We start from the raw sequence: 16,544 nt of genomic DNA, 5'->3' as shown, positions 1-16,544 counted from the left end.
GTCAGAAGATGTCCGAAGAGAAGGATGCTCCCGCCCTGTTGGGTGCGCTGGGATCTGAGCAATTCCTGCTCCAGTCGATCGCCAGTTCCACGATCAGTGAAGCCGGAACTCGCTGCATGGTCTATCTGTCCACACTGTCCGGTGGCCTGGTGGCGATCGGGTTCACGAGCAGTTCCGAGGGTCTCCTCGGCCCACTCGCCTTCACGGTCCTCCCCACCATCTGGGTCCTCGGATGGTTCACGGTCGTACGCCTGGTGGACACCACCATCGAGAACATCACGGTCGCACGCCGGATGGAACGGATCCGAGCTCACTACGCCACCCTCGGCCCGTACGCCTCAACGTTCTTCACCGAGGAGGATCCCCTCACCACCGGGAAATACGGTGTGCACTATTCCAAGTGGTCCATCCTCTTCGGAATGGCCAGCATGATCGGCGTGGTCAACGCCGTGCTGGGCGGTGCGATCACGGCTCTCGCCTTGAGCGTCGGAGTCGGTGCGTCGAATACGGCCGCCACGGGGTCTGGCGTGCTCGCAGGCATCCTCGTGTTGGTGGCAACGTTCGCTTACCAGCGTCGCCGCGTCCGTGCGGTCATCGCTGGTAGCAGGGGTGCATGATGACACTCACGTCGAAACAGCAGATCCGGAACGATGCGGCTGGCACCAGCCGTGCCTGGCCCACCATGTGGGAATGGCTGGCCAGACCCATGCACTACAGAGCAGTGCGCAGGTTCCGTCTGGCAGCTGAGCACGCGGATGCGGCGGACCTCGCTGCTCTCCTCGATCCCGGAATAACGGTCGTCGTGGACTCCGGCGAGACGACTCCACCGACGATCAGGGTGGTGAGAGGAACCGATGACGCCGTCGCGCTGCTGCGCCACGGCATGCGAAGCCGAGACGGCTTGGTCATCGTCGAGCGCTCCGTGAATGGGCAGGCCGGTCTCGTACTCAGCCGAGACGGCACAGCGACCGCGGCGATGACCGTCGACTTCGCGGGCGAGCTGATCAGCATGGTGTGGATTCGCCTTCATCCGGAGACCCAGCGTCACTGGAACACCGTGTAGCGGCCGAGCATCGCCGCGGACGGTCCTCACCGGTCACAGATTCGTTCGGCATCCGGTCCTACTTAGTGAGAGGAGACGATCGTGAGGAAGATTCTTGTTGTAGGCGGAGGCTATGCCGGGTTCTACACGGCGTGGAAGTTGGAGAAGAAGCTCCGTCGTGATGAGGCTGAGATCACGATCATCGATCCCCGCCCGTACATGACCTACCAACCCTTCCTGCCCGAAGTCGCAGCGGGGTCCATCGAAGCTCGCCACGCCGCAGTCTCGCTGCGAAGCCATCTACGACGCACCAAGCTCATCTCTGCGACTGTCATCCGAATCGACCATGCGACGAAGACCGTAGTCGCTGCGCCGAAGGACGGGCCCGAGTTCGCAGTCGGCTACGACATCATCGTTGTGACTGCCGGCGCCGTCACTCGCAAGTTCCCTATCCCGGGCCTGAGTGACGAAGCGATCGGCCTGAAACACGTCGAAGAGGCTGTCGCGATCCGCGACCGCCTGCTGACGGCGTTCGACCGCGCATCCACCATGCCTGCCGGACCAGATCGGTCCCGCCTCCTGACCGTCACCGTCGTGGGCGGCGGGTTCGCCGGCGTCGAAGCATGTGCAGAGCTGCTCTCACTCGCGACCGCGCTGCTGAAGTCGTACCCGGAGGTGAGTTTCTCCGAGCTCGGTCTTCACCTCGTGGAGGCCTCCGGCCGGATACTCCCCGAAGTCACGGACAAGGCAGGAGCATGGGTTGTGCGTTCTCTCGAGGAACGCGGGGCGCACGTGCACCTCAACAGCCAGCTGCTGTCCGTCGACAGCGGCCACGTCATCCTGTCAACCGGGGAACGATTCGACTCGCCCCTCGTCGTGTGGACAGCCGGAAATGCCGCAAACCCGATCGTCGCACAGCACACCGACCTCCCGATCGATGCCCGCGGCTCCGTGATCGTTCGTGCCGACCTCCGCGTCGGAACCGACAGCGACCCCGTCGCAGACGCATGGGCTGCGGGCGACGACGCGGCAGTTCCCGACCTCGCATCGCCGTTGCCGGGCGCACGAACGGTTCCCAACGCCCAACACGCGGTCAGGCAGGGCAAGCACCTCGCGAAGAACATCGCGGCCAGCATCCGCGGCGGGCGCACCCGGGACTACGTCCACCACAGCCTCGGGGTCGTCGCGACCCTGGGCATCGGCCGAGGCATCTTCCAGTACCGGAGCCTCACCGTGACCGGCCTGCTCGCCTGGCTGATGCACCGCGGCTACCACGTCCTGGCGATACCGACATGGGAACGCAAGGTGCGGGTACTGCTCGTCTGGTTCTCAGCACTGCTGTTCGGAAGGGACATCGTCTCCCTGCTGTCTGTCCAGCATCCCCGGGAAGCATTCGTGCGCGGCGGTGATCCGACACTCGACATACCGCGGGTCGGAGCTTCTGATGCCCATTGACCGACGTGCGCCGAGGCGGCCCCTCACCGACCGCGCAGCTCACCTGCTCGCAACCACTCCGCTTGGCGGAAGGCTGAGCTCCTTCGTCGCCGAGCTCCGCACCCGGCGTGTTCCACTGCACTGGACGAACATGTTCGGCGTGGTCTCGATGGCCTGCGTCGCCGTCATCTTCGTCACCGGCGTGTTCCTGACGCTCCTCTACGAACCCTCCAGCGCCCCCGTCATCTACAACGGGCGGTACGCCCCACTGGATGGGGTGACGATGTCCGAAGCAATGCGGTCCACGATGAACATCTCATTCGAGGTCCAAGGCGGAATGCTCATACGTCAGGCGCACCACTGGGCGGCGCTTCTCCTGCCGGCATCCCTGATCCTGCAGCTCCTCGTCACCTACTTCACCGGTGGGTTCCGACGTCCGCGACGACTCGGCTGGGTCCTCCTGTTCTTGACCCTCATCGTCGCGCTCGTCGGAGGGTGGAGCGGGTACGCGCTCCCGGACGACGTGCTCGCGGGGACTGGTCTTCGCATCGTCGAAGGCATCGTGCTCGGCATACCGGTCGTCGGGACGTCCCTCGCATCCATTCTGTTCGGAGGCGAGTTCCCCGGGTCAATCATCGAGAACCTCTACCCGATCCATGTTGCACTGGTGCCGGGCGCCCTGATCCTCTTGCTCGCCGCACGCATCCGGGTCGGATGGTCGCGCAAGCCAGCCCAGTTCGCAGGTCCGGGAAGGACGGAACGCAACGTGGTGGGCCTCACCCTCTGGCCGGCAGCTGCGACCCGAGCATTCGGTCTCTTCGCGATCGTCAGCGGACTTCTCGTCCTCATATCGGCAACAGTGACGATCGGCCCATCCTGGCTGTACGGTCCGTCGTCCCCAGGAGACGCCTCCGCAGGCAGCCAACCGGACTGGTACACCGGCTTCCTCGACGGTGCTCTGCGTCTCGTGCCGCCGGGCTGGGAGGTCGAATGGCTCGGACACACGTGGACGCTCGCAATCCTGATACCGCTGGTCGTCGTCAGCCTCTTCCTCCTGGCAGTGGTGGCCTATCCGTTCATTGAGGAATGGACAACCGGTGACAGTCGCGACCACAACCTCCTCGACCGACCCCGAAACACTCCGGGCCGTACAGGATTCGGTGTTGCCGGGATCGTGTTCTTCGGAGCTCTGTGGGGAGCGGGGAGCGCCGACATCGCTGCGACGCATTTCCGGCTCGGAATCGAGAGCGTCGTCCACACGTTCCAGGTCTTGCTGCTCGTCGGACCGATCATCGCCTTCGTTCTGACCAGACGCATCTGCCTCGCGCTGCAGAACAAGGACCGCGAGTTGCTGCTGCACGGATTCGAGACAGGACGGATCGTACGGCTCCCCGGCGGCGAGTACACGGAAATCCATCAAGCGGTGGACACCTACGAACGATGGAGCCTCCAGAGCGCCAACGACCAGAACCCATACCAGGCCCGCCCTGATGAACGCGGGCGACTCCGGCCAGTGAACGTACTGCGAGCTCGGATCTCTCGGTTCTTCTTCGCTGACACACTCGCACCCATTCCTCCTGGCGAACTCGGCCAGCCGACCACCGGCGTCGTCCCTGCAGGATCAGCTCATGTCGAAGATGCCCAGCGCGTGGAGGTCGAAGATGCCCAGCGCGTGGAGGTGGCATGACGAAACCACGTGCTGGTCGTGCCTGCCGTGGTATCGAGCCTGCACTGTCCCGGTGAGCGATCCCTCTGCGGCTGTCCGCTGTCCGCCGGCCCGGCACCGCGAACGCTGCCGTGTAAGCGCAGCGTGAGAGCGATGAAAGTACCGGCCATCAGACTTGTTGGATGGCGGAATATCGATCAGTTGTTTCACGTGACGGCACCGAGATCAGTTATGCGCACGTGGGTACTGGTCCGGGTCTGGTGATCGTGCCCGGCAATAACCGGATGGCCCACAACTATCGCCGGCTAGTAGGCGAGCTTGCCCACCGTTTCGCGGTTTCAGTGATCGACCGGCGAGGGCGCGGCGCTAGCGGCCCCCAAGGCGCTGCGTATGGGCTTGACCGCGAGATCGAGGATCTGCGAGCGGTTCAACGCGCCGAGCATGCCGGACTCGTGTTCGGTCACAGCTACGGCGGCCTGATCGCGCTTCAGGCGGCGCGCGGGGATCGTCGCATCCAGCAACTCGCCGTCTATGAACCCGGCGTGTCCCTCAACGGCTCTTTCGATGCGTCATTCCTGCCTGAATTCGAGGAACTCCTTGCCGCGAACCGTCACATCGCTGCGATGTCCCTGTTCCTCAAACGGACTCGATTGACTCCGTTTCCGGCCTCAACCCCTCGCTTCGTGTTCAGTGCTCTCAGCGCTCTCATGGTGGGTGGGAGGAATGGCGCGGAGATGCGGAGCCTGATGCCGACCACACCACCTGAGATCAGGGAGATCATGAGACTCGACTCCGACGGAGCGAACTACGCAGAGATCACCGCCGACACGCTTCTCCTCGGTGGCTCGAAGACTCCCACGTATCTCACTGGGGTACTCGATCCTCTGCAACGGATGATCCCAACTGCTCGCGTGGCGATGCTTGACGGTGCTGACCACAATGCTCCCGATGAGAGTTCTCCACGTATTGTGGCGCAGCGGCTGGAGACATTCTTTGCTGGTTAGCGAATGGCTTCTAGACGACAGCGCCAGAGCTGTCTATGGGATCCGCTCCTCGTGGCGTGGCGTGGCGTGGCGTGGCGTGGCGTGGCGTGGCGTGGCGTGGCGTGAGCGGGCGCGGCAGGTTGTTCTAGCCGCGTAGCTCCCGGCACCAGGAACTCGCGGATTCCGGCCGTGCGCCAGTGTCTCGGAATCCGATCAAGGATCGGCATACGCTGTCGGTGATGCCGACCGAAGGATTCGCCGTGTCCGATGACAACACTCCTGACCACCACATCCCCTCCGCGGATGAGCCCAGCTTTCCTGAGCTCGAGGCTGACGAGACCATCCCGCCGCGGCCGGAGGAGGAGATCGCCGACGTGTTGCGGGCCGAGCCCGACCTCGAGGACCACAGCCGGCACCCAGACGCGTGAGCCGCGTCAGTTGACGATGGTTGAGCTGTCATAGAGGATCCGACGCGCTGCCCTCCTCGCCGGGTGCGGCAAAACGGAATCGGATGTCGTACAGACATTCACTGGCTGCTGTCGCGTCGGCGAGTGCACGGGTCGCAGCCTTCCGCCGGTCGCTCCAGCGCGCGGAGTCGGAGTCCAAATACTGCTGAAACAGGATCAGCCCGTCATCCGGTTTGCTCTCGAGGGGGGAGTGGAATGATTGACAGATGCCGTCGTTCCTATTCATCTACCGGGCTGGCCCTGACCCCGTACCCGCCGACCGTGTCGCGGAGAACCGGGAGGCATGGGGTGCCTGGAACGCCGCCGTCCAAGAGGATTACGGGATCCGTACCTCGGGCGGGAAGTTTGTGACCTCGTCAGGAGTGCACGACTCCGATGGCATCGCGCGCGGCGCGTCCATGGTCGAGTTCGAATCCTTGGAAGCCGCCGTCGCCATGGCGAAGAAGAGCCCCAACCTCGCATTCGGTGGCAGCGTCGAAGTCCTCGAAGAATGGGCGCGCCCCAACCAGTAGTTTGTGGCAGCCTGCCACGTTTCGCCGCTCAGCGGGCACGAAGCGCCCCTGGGCGAGGCTGGGTAGTAGGGGGAGAGTTGAATGAGGAGAGGCCTGCCGCGTTGACCGTGGGGCTTCCTCGTGGGTCAGATGTCTGCGAGAAGTTCTTGCACCCGCACCTTGATATCGTCGCGGACACGCCGAACCACGTCGATGTCCTGACCGGCGGGGTCTTCGAGTTCCCAGTCCTCGTAGCGCTTGCCAGGGAAGATCGGGCAGGCGTCACCGCAGCCCATGGTGATGACGGCGTCGGCGGCGCGGACATCGTCGGTCTGCAGCAACTGGGGGACGGCTTGACTGATGTCGATGCCCTCCTCGCGCATCGCTTCGACCGCGACCGGGTTGATGGCGGTTCCGGGCTCCGACCCTCCCGACAGGACGGTGACGCGACCGCCGGACAGGGCGTGGGCGTAGCCTGCGGCCATCTGGGAGCGGCCGGCGTTGTGGACGCAGACGAAGAGGATGGTGGGCTCGGTCATGGGGTTGCTCCGTTCGTGGTGCTGCGTCGTTCGATGAGGATGGTGTCTCGCCAGGCGCCGGCGTGGGGCCCGTGGGACATGAGCGCGATCCGTTCGCGGCGACCGACGGTCCGGAAGCCGGCGGTCTCGTGCAGGCGCAGGCTGGCGGTGTTCTCCGGGAAGACGGAGGACTGGATGGTCCAGTATCCAGCCAGGTCGGCGGCGGCGATGAAGGCATCGAGGAGCAGCCGTCCGACACCGGTCCCGCGGGCACCGGCGGCGACGTAGACGGAGTGCTCGATCACTCCTCGGTAGACAGGTCGGTTGGAGGCGGGCGTCGCTGCAGCCCAGCCGATCACCCGGTCCGCGGCCACCGCCACCAGCCGGAGGTCGTTGAGTCTGCTCGTGTCGAACCGCTCCCAGTCGCGCGGGGGCTCGGTCTCGAAGGTGGCCTGGCCGGTGGCGATCCCGTCGGCGAAGATGGCGCGGACATCCGGCCAGTCACTAGGGACCATCGGGCGAACGTCCATCATGACCAGGACGCCTCAGTGGCGGTTCCGCAGCAGGATGCCTCAGACGATTGATCGGAGGAGCCCACACCGGTGGCGGGGAGGGTCAGGGCGACGGCGGATGCGGCGGCGTGGTCGCCGTCGAGGTGCGCGACGATCGAGCGGACCTGTTCGTATCCGGTGGCGAGGAAGAACGTGGGGGCGCGTCCGTAGCTCTTCATCCCGGCGAGGTAGAAGTCCGGTTCGGGCTGGCGCAGCTCGGTGACCCCGTGCGGGGCGACGGTGCCGCAATTGTGGATGTTCGGGTCGATCAGTGGTGCGAGCCGGCGGGGTGCTTCGACGATCTCGTCCAGGTCGAGCCGGATCTCGCGGAGCATGTCGAGGTCGGGTCGGAAGCCGGTGGCGTTCACGACAGTGTCGCCGGTCAGTGTGGTGACGGTCCCGGCTCGGCTGCCGGTGAGGGCGATCCGGTCATCGTCGCGGTGCAGGCGGATGATCTCGAACCTGTCGACGACCTCGATGCGTCCGTCGGCGACGAGCTGGTCGACACGACGGCCGATCGATGCACGGGCGGCGAGCTCATCGTCGGCCGAAGACGTGACCCGTACCGCTGACGCGTTCCGGATGACCCAGCTGATGGTGGTTCCTGCTTCGGTGTCGGCGAGCTGGGCGAGGTTGAGCAGCGTGTTCGCGGCGGAGTGGCCGGCGCCGACGACAACGGTGTGGCGGCCAGCGAACTGGATACGGTCATGACCCAGCACATCGGGCAGGGCATGGCTGACGAGGTCGGCGACCTCAGGCAGTCCGAGCGGGTCCAATCCGGAGGAGGCCAGCGAGTTGGGGCTCCGGTAGGTGCCGGAGGAGTCGATGACGGCGCGGGCGGTGACCTCGGTGACGGTGCCGTCGTCGTCGCGCAGGCGGAGCAGGAACGGCGTCTGGGCGCGGCCGGCGGTTCGGGTGCGGTCCATCCCTGCCCGGCTCACGGCGACGATCTCCACGCCCGTGTGGATGTGTTCGGCGAGCTGTGGCAGTGCCGCCAGCGGGTGCAGGTAGGAACCGATGAGCTCACCGCCGGTGGGCAAGCCGTCGTTGGCTGGATGCTGCCATCCGGCGTCTTCGAGCAGTCGCCGCGATGCAGGGTCGACGAGGTGCTTCCAGGGGGAGAACAGGCGGATGTGCGCCCACTGCGCGATCGAGTCAGCGACAGCGTCACCGGCCTCGTAGACGACGAACGGGATGCCGCGTTCGGTGAGGTTCGCGGCAGCGGCCAGTCCGATCGGTCCGGCGCCGATGACGGCGACAGGCAGAACATCCAAGCGGTTGTCGCGGACGGCCGGTGCGGTCAGATCGATGAGGGTCACAGTGCTCCTCCAGAGCATCGAAGAATGTCGATGCGTTGAGCTTGGAACATCCATCGACGTTTGTCAATATTCGGGTACAGTGTGTTCCATGACCGGTCTGATCGAGCTTCCCCTGCTGCAGCCGGACGCCTGCTGCACTCCGCTGACGAAGGAGACCATCTCCGCAGAGGATGCCGAGAAGACCGCGCTGCTGTTCAAGGCGCTGGCGGACCCGACCAGGCTCCGACTCATCTCGATCGTGGCAGCCTCCGAAGGCGAGGAGGCCTGTGTGTGCGACCTCACGGATCCGATCGGGCTCAGCCAGCCGACCGTCTCCCACCACCTGAAGATCCTCATGGATGCCGGCTACCTCACCCGCTCCAAACGCGGCACATGGGCGTACTACAAGCTCGTCCCCGGTTCTCTCGACCGTCTCGCCCAGGTCCTCCTCACCGACTGACGGGATTGGTGTGGGCCACGGCTGAATGCCGCCGTGCGAGCACAGAACGCGGCCGCAGGTGGTTCGGGGACGTGCGCAAACCGATGGGTGGACTCGCGGTGAGCATCAGCACGTCCAACCACACCATTTTCCATTGCGTCAGAAATGGCCCCGACAGACTCCTACCGACGCCATCTGTTCGGACCGCGACTGGGGATTCACAGCCGCGCTGTCAGAGTGATCGCCTGCATGGTGCTCTCGAGACGATCTGTGCCGAAGCGTGCGACCAGGGCCCGCGCCGCGTCGTCCGTTGCCGCTTGCAGACCGTCGGCTTCCCGCGATTCGATCTCGGCTCGCACCGGGGTGCCCTGACACACTCCGATCGCCGCGTCGAGCGCTGCGTCTGCTCGACTGGGCAGGATCACCGTCTCGGCGGCGACCTCGGAGAAGCCGGATTCGATCAGTTGTGACCGGATCAGGTCGACGTCGAAGTACCCGAACGGCACGCGTTCGAAGAACGACGGAGGATCCTCGGGATACCGTGCCGTCAACGCGTCCGCGATGATGCGGGTGACCTCGTTGACTGCGAGTCTGTCCCAGACCGTGAAAATGAACGCGCCGTCGCTCGCCAACACCCGGGCGACCTCCTGGTACGCCCGGGTTCGTTCGGGAAAGAACATCACCCCGAACTGGCAGGCGACGAGATCGAAGCTGTCTCCGTCGAAGGGCAGCGCCATCGCGTCGCATTGCGTCCACGTGGCGTGGCCGGATCCCCGCGTCGTGGTGGCGACGTCGATCATCGCCTGATTCAGATCCGTGGCCGTGATGACCGTGTCCTCGCCGAGCACCCGTTCCAGCTCGCGGGTGACGACGCCGGTACCGGCCGCAGTCTCGAGCAGCCGTCGCGGGGCAAGCGGAGCGATGCGTTGTGCGATGTCAACCGCGTAGGGCTCGAAGAGCAACGGCGAGAGATATCGCTCGTAGATGACCGGGATGGAGCCTTCGAAGGCGGCGTCAGAGTTCGGCATGATCACTCCTCGTCCAAGGCAGGTAGAACTCGGTGCCGGCCGGTGCCGGTACGCACAGTATGCGCGTCATTGAAGGCCGGCGCCATGGACCATGCCCATCGGTGCGCCGGGAGGACAGCAGCTTCCGCTGGCGTGACGCCCCGGCCGATGCAACACCCCTGCGCGTCGCCCGAGCGACCACGTCTCAGATGGCGCGGATGCTGTTGTTGCGCGGGCCGTGGGTGAGTTCGGCCAGGCCGAGCGCTTCCAGCAGAGGCGGAAGATACATCCCGAACCGGCCGCGATACCCGTTCCGGAGTCCGTACCATCCTCCGACCGGATTCTGGGCGGAACGACCCCACGCCTCGACGGTGCCGGCGGCGGCGTCCTTCTTCTCGTCTGCTGCGCCCAACGGCACCCAGTCCCCTTGCGCGCGGAGCCACGCCGCCAGATCGTCCACCGCGCTGAGGTGGTACTTCAGCGTCGTCGATCCCACGACGCATACGAGAGCGGGCGGATCGCTCGCCTCGTCGCGGTACATCTCATAGCTTGAACTGCCCGGGGCCGTGGTGAGCCTCCAAGGATCCGACTGGGTTCCGTCGCCGTCGACCATGGTTCCCTCTTCTCGACCCGGCCAGTCTGGCACCGCGCCCGCGCAGAATCCAGGGCCGAATTCGGGTGGTATGAAGCTCAGTCGCCGTTCGGATACGGGCGCGGAATGTCGGTCTCCGTCGCCCAGGCAGCTGGCAGCTGGCAGCGGGCAGCGGGCGACTACCGCCCCGATTGGTAGTCGGTGTCTCGGCGATCTGAGTCTTTGTAACCCGCCTGGCAAGCCAGCACCGTAGCGCCCTACTTTCGTCTCGCTGGCTCGTCGGTGCGTGGCGTTGGGGCGGTGCTGATGGCCGCGCTTGCTCTCGGCAGACGAGGGGATCGCCGAGCTAGGGTCAGGAACGCGGTTCCGGCCAGGGCGACGCTGGTGATCGTGACGATGCCGAGGGGCAGGATGCTGGTTGCGCCGGCGATTCCGACGAGCGGGGCGGCGATGCCTCCGAACCCGAATCGCACCATGCCGAGTAGGGATGAGGCGGTGCCTGCGATCTGCGGGTAGCCGACCAGAGCGATGGTCGTTGCGGGTGGTGATGAGATGGCGACCCCGCTGGCGAGGGCAAGCAGCGAGACGATGATCACCCACAGTGGCAGCGCGGTGATGCCGGAAGCGAGTATGCCGGCAGCGCCCAGACCGGCGATGAGAATACCGATGCTGAGGGTGCCGGGGATGCTCCATTTTTCGGCGCTGCGGCCACCGAGGTATCCGAAGAGCATGAATCCGGCGGAGTTCAGCCCGAATGCGAGCGCATACTCCTGTGGGGAGAGGCCGTAGATGCCTTGCAGTACGAAGGTAGCGCCGGAAAGGTAGGCGAACAGGGCGGCGTAGAGGAAGCCTTGGGTGAGCACGGCGCCGAGGAATGCGCGGTCCGCGAGGAGTGTGCGGAAGTCGTGCAGGATGTGGGCGAATCCGCCGCGGGTGCGATGCTCGACCGGGAGAGTCTCGCGGAAGATGAGGAGGATGGCGATGAGGATCCCAGCTCCGATGGCGGCGAGGAAGAGGAACAGTCCTCGCCAGTCGGTGACGGTGTTGAGCAGGCCTCCGAGGAGCGGTCCGACGATCGCGGCTAATCCGCCGATGACGGTCAGTCGTCCGTAGAACCGGATCAGCGGTCCGCCGGAGTAGATGTCACGTCCGGCGGCTTGGGCGATGACGATGCCGACGCCGCCGGCGAAGCCTTGAACCAGTCTGGCGATGATCAAGAGTTCCACGCCTGGGCTGATCGCGCACAGTACGGACGTGAGGATATAGGCAATGGTGCCGATCAGCAGGATCCAACGGCGGCCGAATCGGTCGGAGAGGGACCCGGCGATCAACTGACCGCCAGCGAGTCCGATCAGGCAGGCGGTGACGGTCAACTGCGCGATGGATGTCGCTGCTCCGAGCTCGGTGGTGAGAGCGGGAAGAGCGGGGAGGTACAGATCCATCGAGATCGGGCCGAACACGGTCAGCAGGAGCAGCAGTGTGGGCAGCAGTCGACTGAATGCGGGTGTCTTCTCCGCGGGTCGAGCGTCGCTGGGTGATTCGGACACGGGTCTGTCTCGTTGTCGGGTCGGACTAGCGGCCGACGTAGCTCATGTGCTGCTCGTTGTACCGGTCACCGTGCACGCCGATGGTGTACGCGACCGCGTTCAGGTCGGCGAGTTCGTCCGCGGACAGGGCAACGACGGTCGCCCTTGCGTTCTCTTCGAGGCGTTCACGTCGTCGGGTGCCGGGGATTGGGACGATCCACGGTCGTTGCGCGAGCAGCCAGGCGAGCGCGACCTGGCCCGGTGATGCGCCTTTGGTGGCGGCGAGTTCGGCGACGTGGTCGACGAGGAGTTTATTGGCGGTCCGGTTCTCGGAGCTGAATCGTGGGATGGTGCCGCGCACGTCGCCATCAGCGAACGCGGTGTTCGGCTTGACGGTGCCGGTCAGGAATCCTTTGCCGAGCGGGCTGAATGGCACGAATCCGATGCCGAGTTCAGCGAGGGTGGGAAGGATCTCCGGTTCCGGGTCACGGGTCCACAGCGAGTACTCGCTTTGCACAGCGGTGACCGGGTGCACGGCGTGTGCAGCACGGATGGTTCCGGCCGCCGCCTCGGAGAGGCCGAAGTGGCGGACCTTCCCCGCTTGGACGAGCTCCCCGACCGTCCCGGCGACGTCCTCGATCGGAACGTCCGGGTCGACACGGTGCTGGTAGAACAGGTCCAGCGTGTCCACGCGCAGGCGGCGGAGGGAATCGTCGGCGACCTGGCGGATGCGGTCCGGGGTGCTGTCCAGCCCCACAGACCTGCCGTTTTCGATCCGCCAGCCGAACTTGGTTGCGATGACGACCTGATCGCGGATCGGTTCGAGTGCCTCACCGACGAGTTCTTCGTTGACGAATGGGCCGTACACCTCGGCCGTGTCGAAGAAGGTGATGCCGATCTCGACCGCGTCTCGGAGGACGCCGATCATTGCCTGCCGATCACCCGGGTTCGGGCCGTAGCTCTGGGACATGCCCATGCAGCCGAGGCCGATGGCCGAGACCTGGAGTCCCTGTCCGAGTGTGCGTGTGTGCATGAGTCGTGCTCCTTGCTGGGTGTTCTTCCGCAGGATCGGCCGTGACGGGCCGGAGGGCGGTTCAGTCGTTCTGGTCGTCTTCGTTGACACGGTCCGGCGCGAATGCGCTCTTGGCTGCGTTCATCGCCGACATGGCTTTGGGCCACCCGGTGTAGAAGGCGAGGTGCGTGATCGCTTCGATGAGTTCCTGCTCGGTGACGCCGTTGTCGTGGGCGAACGGCAGGTGGAAACGCAGCTGGTCGATGTTTCCTCCAGCGATCAATGCAGCGACGGTGACCAGGCTGCGGTCACGCTTGGACAGGCCGGGCCGCTCCCACACCTCGTCGAAGAGAACCTGGTCGGTGTAGTGAACGAGGCCGGGGGCGAAGTCGCCGAAGGCGCGTTGCCCTCCGGTCCAGCCGGTGGTCGGAGAATCAGTGTCGAGTGGCATGACCCCAGTGAACGCCCATGCGGAGACGTGAGGCAGTCCCTTGCGAAACGTGTACCGGCAGTGCATCCCTCAGCAGGAGTCACTGGCGTAGCGTCGACTGCGTGGACAACCGAGACGAGGTCCGCGAGTTCCTCACCTCGCGGCGAGCCAGGCTCACCCCCGCGGATGCCGGAATCACCGGCGGAAGCAACCGGCGTGTGAGCGGCCTTCGTCGCGGCGAAGTGGCGATGCTCGCCGATGTCAGCGTCGAGTACTACGCCAAACTGGAGCGCGGCAACATCGCCGGCGCCTCTGATGGTGTTCTCGACGCGGTCGCCACCGCGCTGCAGCTGGACGACGCCGAACGAGCCCACTTGTTCGATCTATCCCGGATCGCCAACGCCCCGATCAACGCGAAAGCGCGACGCCGCCCCAACAGGTCGACCGCCGTTCGCCCCTCGCTTCAGCTCGTGCTCGACACCATCACCGGTGGTCCGGCTTTCGTCCGCAACGGACGTATGGACATCCTCGGTACGAATGACTTGGGCCGCGCCTTCTACGCGGAGGTGTTCGACGGCCCCGGCCGAGGCAATATCGCCCGCTACAACTTCCTCGACCAGCGGGCCAAACAGTTCTACCCGAACTGGGAGATCGCCGCCGACATCGTCGTCGCCATCATGCGCACCGAAGCCGGCCGCAACCCCTACGACAAAGGCATGCAGGATCTCGTCGGCGAACTCTCCACCCTCAGCGACGCCTTCCGCACCCGGTGGGGTGCCCACAACGTGCGAGAACACGGAGCCGGCGTGAAGACCTTCCACCACCCGATCGTCGGCGATGTCACTCTCGTCTACGAAGACCTGACACTCACCTCCGATCATGGCCTCACGCTGCTGATCTACACCGCCGAACCCGGAACCTCCTCGGAGGAACGGCTCCGACTGCTCGCAAGCTGGTCAGCCCCCGGGAAGGCGAGCCGCAGAATGATCGAGTCGACGGGTACGACCGGCCCTCGCCCTGCAGTCGACTGACAACAACCTCCCCGACGCTCTGCGATCCCATGCGCCGCTGGCGTGACGTGACCTTGCTGATGCCGGCAAACAGGGCCCACCTATGCGCCGATGATCGGTCCGACGATCGGCGTCACGCCTAGTTCTCACTCGACCTATCGCACGACGGCGTGCGAAGGTTCCTCACGCGGCTCGATCCCCCCGCCGATGAGACTCCACATCCCTTATGCGGCTCAGGATCGACCAGTGAATGCGGGTATTTGGACGCGCGCAAGAAGCTGAAGTCAAGCCCTCTCCACCCGCGATCGTCGCGGCCTACCGTAGTGGCCTGGTTGGCGACGACGCCAGCACGGAAGGGAGCCCGTATGACGCCGTCGAGTAATACCAGCCTTCGAACATCTGGTGTCACAAGTGGCCCCTGCTGTGGCGGGGCCACCCCGCGAAGATGAGGATGCCCAACACCATGAAGATATGCCGAGAGCACGGAGTGCGCGTCAGCGAGGCGATGAAGCCCTCTCGAGACGTCAGGGTCGGCGGACCGCGGGCTGAGTTCGTACCCGCCGGATATGTCTGTCCCATGAGCCCCACCCGCGTGCTTCGCGAGGACGAAGTGATCGACCCAGACGACTGACTGCCTATCCGCGGGCTTCCATCTCGTCAGTATCAAGAGGATGGTTGGCGTCCTCACCGACTTATCTCGGCCGATGTCACCACAGCACCCGCTGCGATCGCGATGAGCGACCCGTTGATGAGCCGGTCTGGCGGTCGCTTCGGCGCATGTTCGACATCACCCTCGACTACGTGCAGGACGAGAATCAACGGGCACGTAACGACGCGGTGGACCGTATCGTGGAGGGCTTCCCACAACTCAGCGCCCGCTACCTGGAGAAGATGCAGCGCACCCAGGAACTTCCAGCGAACACCTCGACCAGGCGATGTCAGCGTTCCAGCTCACCGATTAGCGTGAAGAAGCCGCGACCGTTTTCGCAGGTCGCAGTGCCGCCTGCTGATTGATCGGCTGTCGAGCGGTCGGTGACAGTGAGTGATGAGGGTGTCGGCGGCCTCCGCGCTTGAAACGCGCCGTGCCTGGCGGCGTTGTAGTTGTCCGGCATCGCCATGTGGCCCCTACGGCAGTGCGGGGGTGAACGAAAGCGTGCCGAGCGCGCTGCCTTCCGGGGTCGTGCCGGTCGCTGTATAGGTGGCTCCGTCAAGCACGAGGTCGATGTCGTATCGATAGGGCGCTTCGCCCAGCGAGCTGGTCTCGTCGTCGGTGAGTTCGGAGTAGAGAGACACGTCCCCCGTTATTGCGCACTCCCCATCCCGCTGTGAGGGCGTGGAAGCGACCGGTTGCTCGCCGGAACCGGTGAGCACCACTCTCGCCGACACCGAATCAGGTGAATCAGAGAGGCCGGTGATCGTGAGGCTGACCGAGGCGGGTTCGTTCTCGACCGCGACCACATCGATCGACGCAACAGCCGGAGGCAGGGGGCGATCCGTCACTGTCTGCAGCGTGACGTATGCACCCGCCGCGCCCACCTCACCGCCGAGCGGCAGACCCGGACCGCTGCCCGCGCTGAGCTGAAGTGTGTAGGTGCCGGCCGGTCCTACTGGGCGGATGGCCCACCAGCCGCCACCGATGTCATCCTGCGCCGGCTCAAGGGATCGCTCGTCGCATTCGTACGGCTCGCCAGTGAACTGCATCGCGGACAGGGTCCAGCCTGCCGGTCGCACGAAGACATACAGATCGTCGGCGACGATGGATGGCAGGTCGTCGGTAATCGGATCGAGGTTCACAGCGGCATCCATTGAAGCGATGTGAAGTTCGGTGTCGTTGTACCTGATGACCAGATCGTCGTCCCCGTCAGGCGTTCCGAACGACTCGGTGGTCGACGGGGTGGGTATGCCGCTCGGCGCCGGGTCGGACAATGAATTCGGCGCCGCGCAGCCCGCCAGCAGAGCAACGAGGGCGATCAAGAAGACGGCGGGGGAGCGTCGCATGGAATCATTCTGGTGCCGCTGAGGCTCTGCGCCGGGCATTGCAATGCCCGGTCACCGCCACGGTGAGGGACGAAACGGAT

19 protein-coding genes are annotated in these 16,544 nt (G+C 65.2%); 10 read left to right on the top strand and 9 right to left on the bottom strand.

The features are described 5' to 3' along the window. Positions 1–8: 8 nt before the first annotated feature. The 7 genes from ASF30_RS04910 to ASF30_RS04880 all read left to right on the top strand — a co-directional run bounded on the left by ASF30_RS04910 (position 9) and on the right by ASF30_RS04880 (position 6,104). Positions 9–617, top strand: a complete 609-nt coding sequence (locus ASF30_RS04910; protein WP_055902165.1) for a hypothetical protein — start codon at positions 9–11, stop codon at positions 615–617. Beyond that, on the top strand, positions 614–1,063 hold the full coding sequence (locus ASF30_RS04905; protein WP_055902161.1) for a hypothetical protein: 450 nt from the start codon (positions 614–616) through the stop codon (positions 1,061–1,063). Before ASF30_RS04910 ends, ASF30_RS04905 begins: the two co-directional genes overlap by 4 nt. 81 nt (positions 1,064–1,144) lie before the next feature. Further along, entirely contained in the window at positions 1,145–2,497 is a 1,353-nt protein-coding gene (locus ASF30_RS04900) for an NAD(P)/FAD-dependent oxidoreductase (RefSeq protein ID WP_055902158.1), read from the top strand. Continuing rightward, positions 2,487–4,163 (top strand): cytochrome bc1 complex cytochrome b subunit, encoded by a 1,677-nt coding sequence (gene qcrB, locus ASF30_RS04895; protein ID WP_082467449.1) that lies wholly within the window; start codon positions 2,487–2,489, stop codon positions 4,161–4,163. Before ASF30_RS04900 ends, qcrB begins: the two co-directional genes overlap by 11 nt. A 161-nt stretch (positions 4,164–4,324) precedes the next feature. Continuing rightward, positions 4,325–5,146, top strand: a complete 822-nt coding sequence (locus ASF30_RS04890; protein WP_082467448.1) for an alpha/beta fold hydrolase — start codon at positions 4,325–4,327, stop codon at positions 5,144–5,146. A gap of 239 nt (positions 5,147–5,385) precedes the next feature. Next, a complete protein-coding gene (locus ASF30_RS04885; protein ID WP_157496978.1) occupies positions 5,386–5,553 on the top strand; it encodes a hypothetical protein in 168 nt (55 codons plus the stop codon). Between the two features lie 245 nt (positions 5,554–5,798). Continuing rightward, positions 5,799–6,104, top strand: a complete 306-nt coding sequence (locus ASF30_RS04880; RefSeq protein ID WP_055902146.1) for a YciI family protein — start codon at positions 5,799–5,801, stop codon at positions 6,102–6,104. A gap of 125 nt (positions 6,105–6,229) precedes the next feature. On the opposite strand, the gene ASF30_RS04875 is transcribed toward ASF30_RS04880, so the two are convergent. From ASF30_RS04875 to ASF30_RS04865, 3 genes are read right to left on the bottom strand one after another with little or no spacing between them, the layout of a single operon-like run. Then, a complete protein-coding gene (locus tag ASF30_RS04875) occupies positions 6,230–6,622 on the bottom strand; it encodes an arsenate reductase ArsC (RefSeq protein WP_055902142.1) in 393 nt (130 codons plus the stop codon). After that, positions 6,619–7,134 carry a GNAT family N-acetyltransferase gene (locus ASF30_RS04870; protein WP_055902140.1) on the bottom strand — a complete coding sequence of 172 codons (516 nt, stop codon included), beginning with the start codon at positions 7,132–7,134 and terminating at the stop codon, positions 6,619–6,621. Before ASF30_RS04870 ends, ASF30_RS04875 begins: the two co-directional genes overlap by 4 nt. Next, positions 7,131–8,471 carry an NAD(P)-binding domain-containing protein gene (locus tag ASF30_RS04865; protein ID WP_055902558.1) on the bottom strand — a complete coding sequence of 447 codons (1,341 nt, stop codon included), beginning with the start codon at positions 8,469–8,471 and terminating at the stop codon, positions 7,131–7,133. The genes ASF30_RS04870 and ASF30_RS04865 overlap by 4 nt, the downstream gene beginning before the upstream one ends. A gap of 88 nt (positions 8,472–8,559) precedes the next feature. Between ASF30_RS04865 and ASF30_RS04860 the strand changes: the two genes are divergently transcribed. Then, complete coding sequence (locus tag ASF30_RS04860; protein WP_055902136.1) at positions 8,560–8,910, top strand: ArsR/SmtB family transcription factor; 351 nt, start codon at positions 8,560–8,562, stop codon at positions 8,908–8,910. Positions 8,911–9,107: 197 nt separating this feature from the next. Here the strand turns inward: ASF30_RS04860 and ASF30_RS04855 are convergent, their stop codons facing one another. The 5 genes from ASF30_RS04855 to ASF30_RS04835 all read right to left on the bottom strand — a co-directional run bounded on the left by ASF30_RS04855 (position 9,108) and on the right by ASF30_RS04835 (position 13,477). Continuing rightward, positions 9,108–9,917, bottom strand: a complete 810-nt coding sequence (locus tag ASF30_RS04855) for a class I SAM-dependent methyltransferase (protein WP_055902555.1) — start codon at positions 9,915–9,917, stop codon at positions 9,108–9,110. A 184-nt stretch (positions 9,918–10,101) separates the two neighbouring features. Then, complete coding sequence (locus ASF30_RS04850; RefSeq protein WP_055902133.1) at positions 10,102–10,509, bottom strand: DUF6855 family protein; 408 nt, start codon at positions 10,507–10,509, stop codon at positions 10,102–10,104. Between the two features lie 236 nt (positions 10,510–10,745). Next, positions 10,746–12,035 (bottom strand): multidrug effflux MFS transporter, encoded by a 1,290-nt coding sequence (locus ASF30_RS04845; protein ID WP_055902131.1) that lies wholly within the window; start codon positions 12,033–12,035, stop codon positions 10,746–10,748. A 25-nt stretch (positions 12,036–12,060) separates the two neighbouring features. Beyond that, a complete protein-coding gene (locus ASF30_RS04840; RefSeq protein WP_055902128.1) occupies positions 12,061–13,047 on the bottom strand; it encodes an aldo/keto reductase in 987 nt (328 codons plus the stop codon). Between the two features lie 61 nt (positions 13,048–13,108). Beyond that, the gene (locus tag ASF30_RS04835; RefSeq protein WP_055902552.1) at positions 13,109–13,477 is read right to left on the bottom strand and encodes a carboxymuconolactone decarboxylase family protein; all 369 of its coding nucleotides are present in this window, start codon (positions 13,475–13,477) and stop codon (positions 13,109–13,111) included. Between the two features lie 101 nt (positions 13,478–13,578). On the opposite strand from ASF30_RS04835, the gene ASF30_RS04830 reads away from it, so the two are divergent. Together ASF30_RS04830 and ASF30_RS04825 are read left to right on the top strand one after the other, a co-directional pair. Then, the gene (locus ASF30_RS04830; RefSeq protein ID WP_055902125.1) at positions 13,579–14,487 is read left to right on the top strand and encodes a helix-turn-helix transcriptional regulator; all 909 of its coding nucleotides are present in this window, start codon (positions 13,579–13,581) and stop codon (positions 14,485–14,487) included. A gap of 756 nt (positions 14,488–15,243) precedes the next feature. Next, positions 15,244–15,480 carry a hypothetical protein gene (locus ASF30_RS04825; protein WP_055902124.1) on the top strand — a complete coding sequence of 79 codons (237 nt, stop codon included), beginning with the start codon at positions 15,244–15,246 and terminating at the stop codon, positions 15,478–15,480. 111 nt (positions 15,481–15,591) lie between these two features. Here ASF30_RS04825 and ASF30_RS04820 read toward each other — a convergent pair whose 3' ends face one another. Beyond that, positions 15,592–16,464, bottom strand: coding sequence for a hypothetical protein (locus tag ASF30_RS04820; RefSeq protein ID WP_055902121.1), 873 nt, complete (start codon positions 16,462–16,464; stop codon positions 15,592–15,594). Between the last annotated feature and the right edge of the window lie 80 nt (positions 16,465–16,544).

The organism is Leifsonia sp. Leaf264 (assembly GCF_001422325.1).
Classification (GTDB): Bacteria; Actinomycetota; Actinomycetes; order Actinomycetales; family Microbacteriaceae; genus Orlajensenia.
The sequence above is the reverse complement of the archived record's forward strand: the minus strand, read 5'-3'. Positions and strand labels throughout refer to the sequence as shown.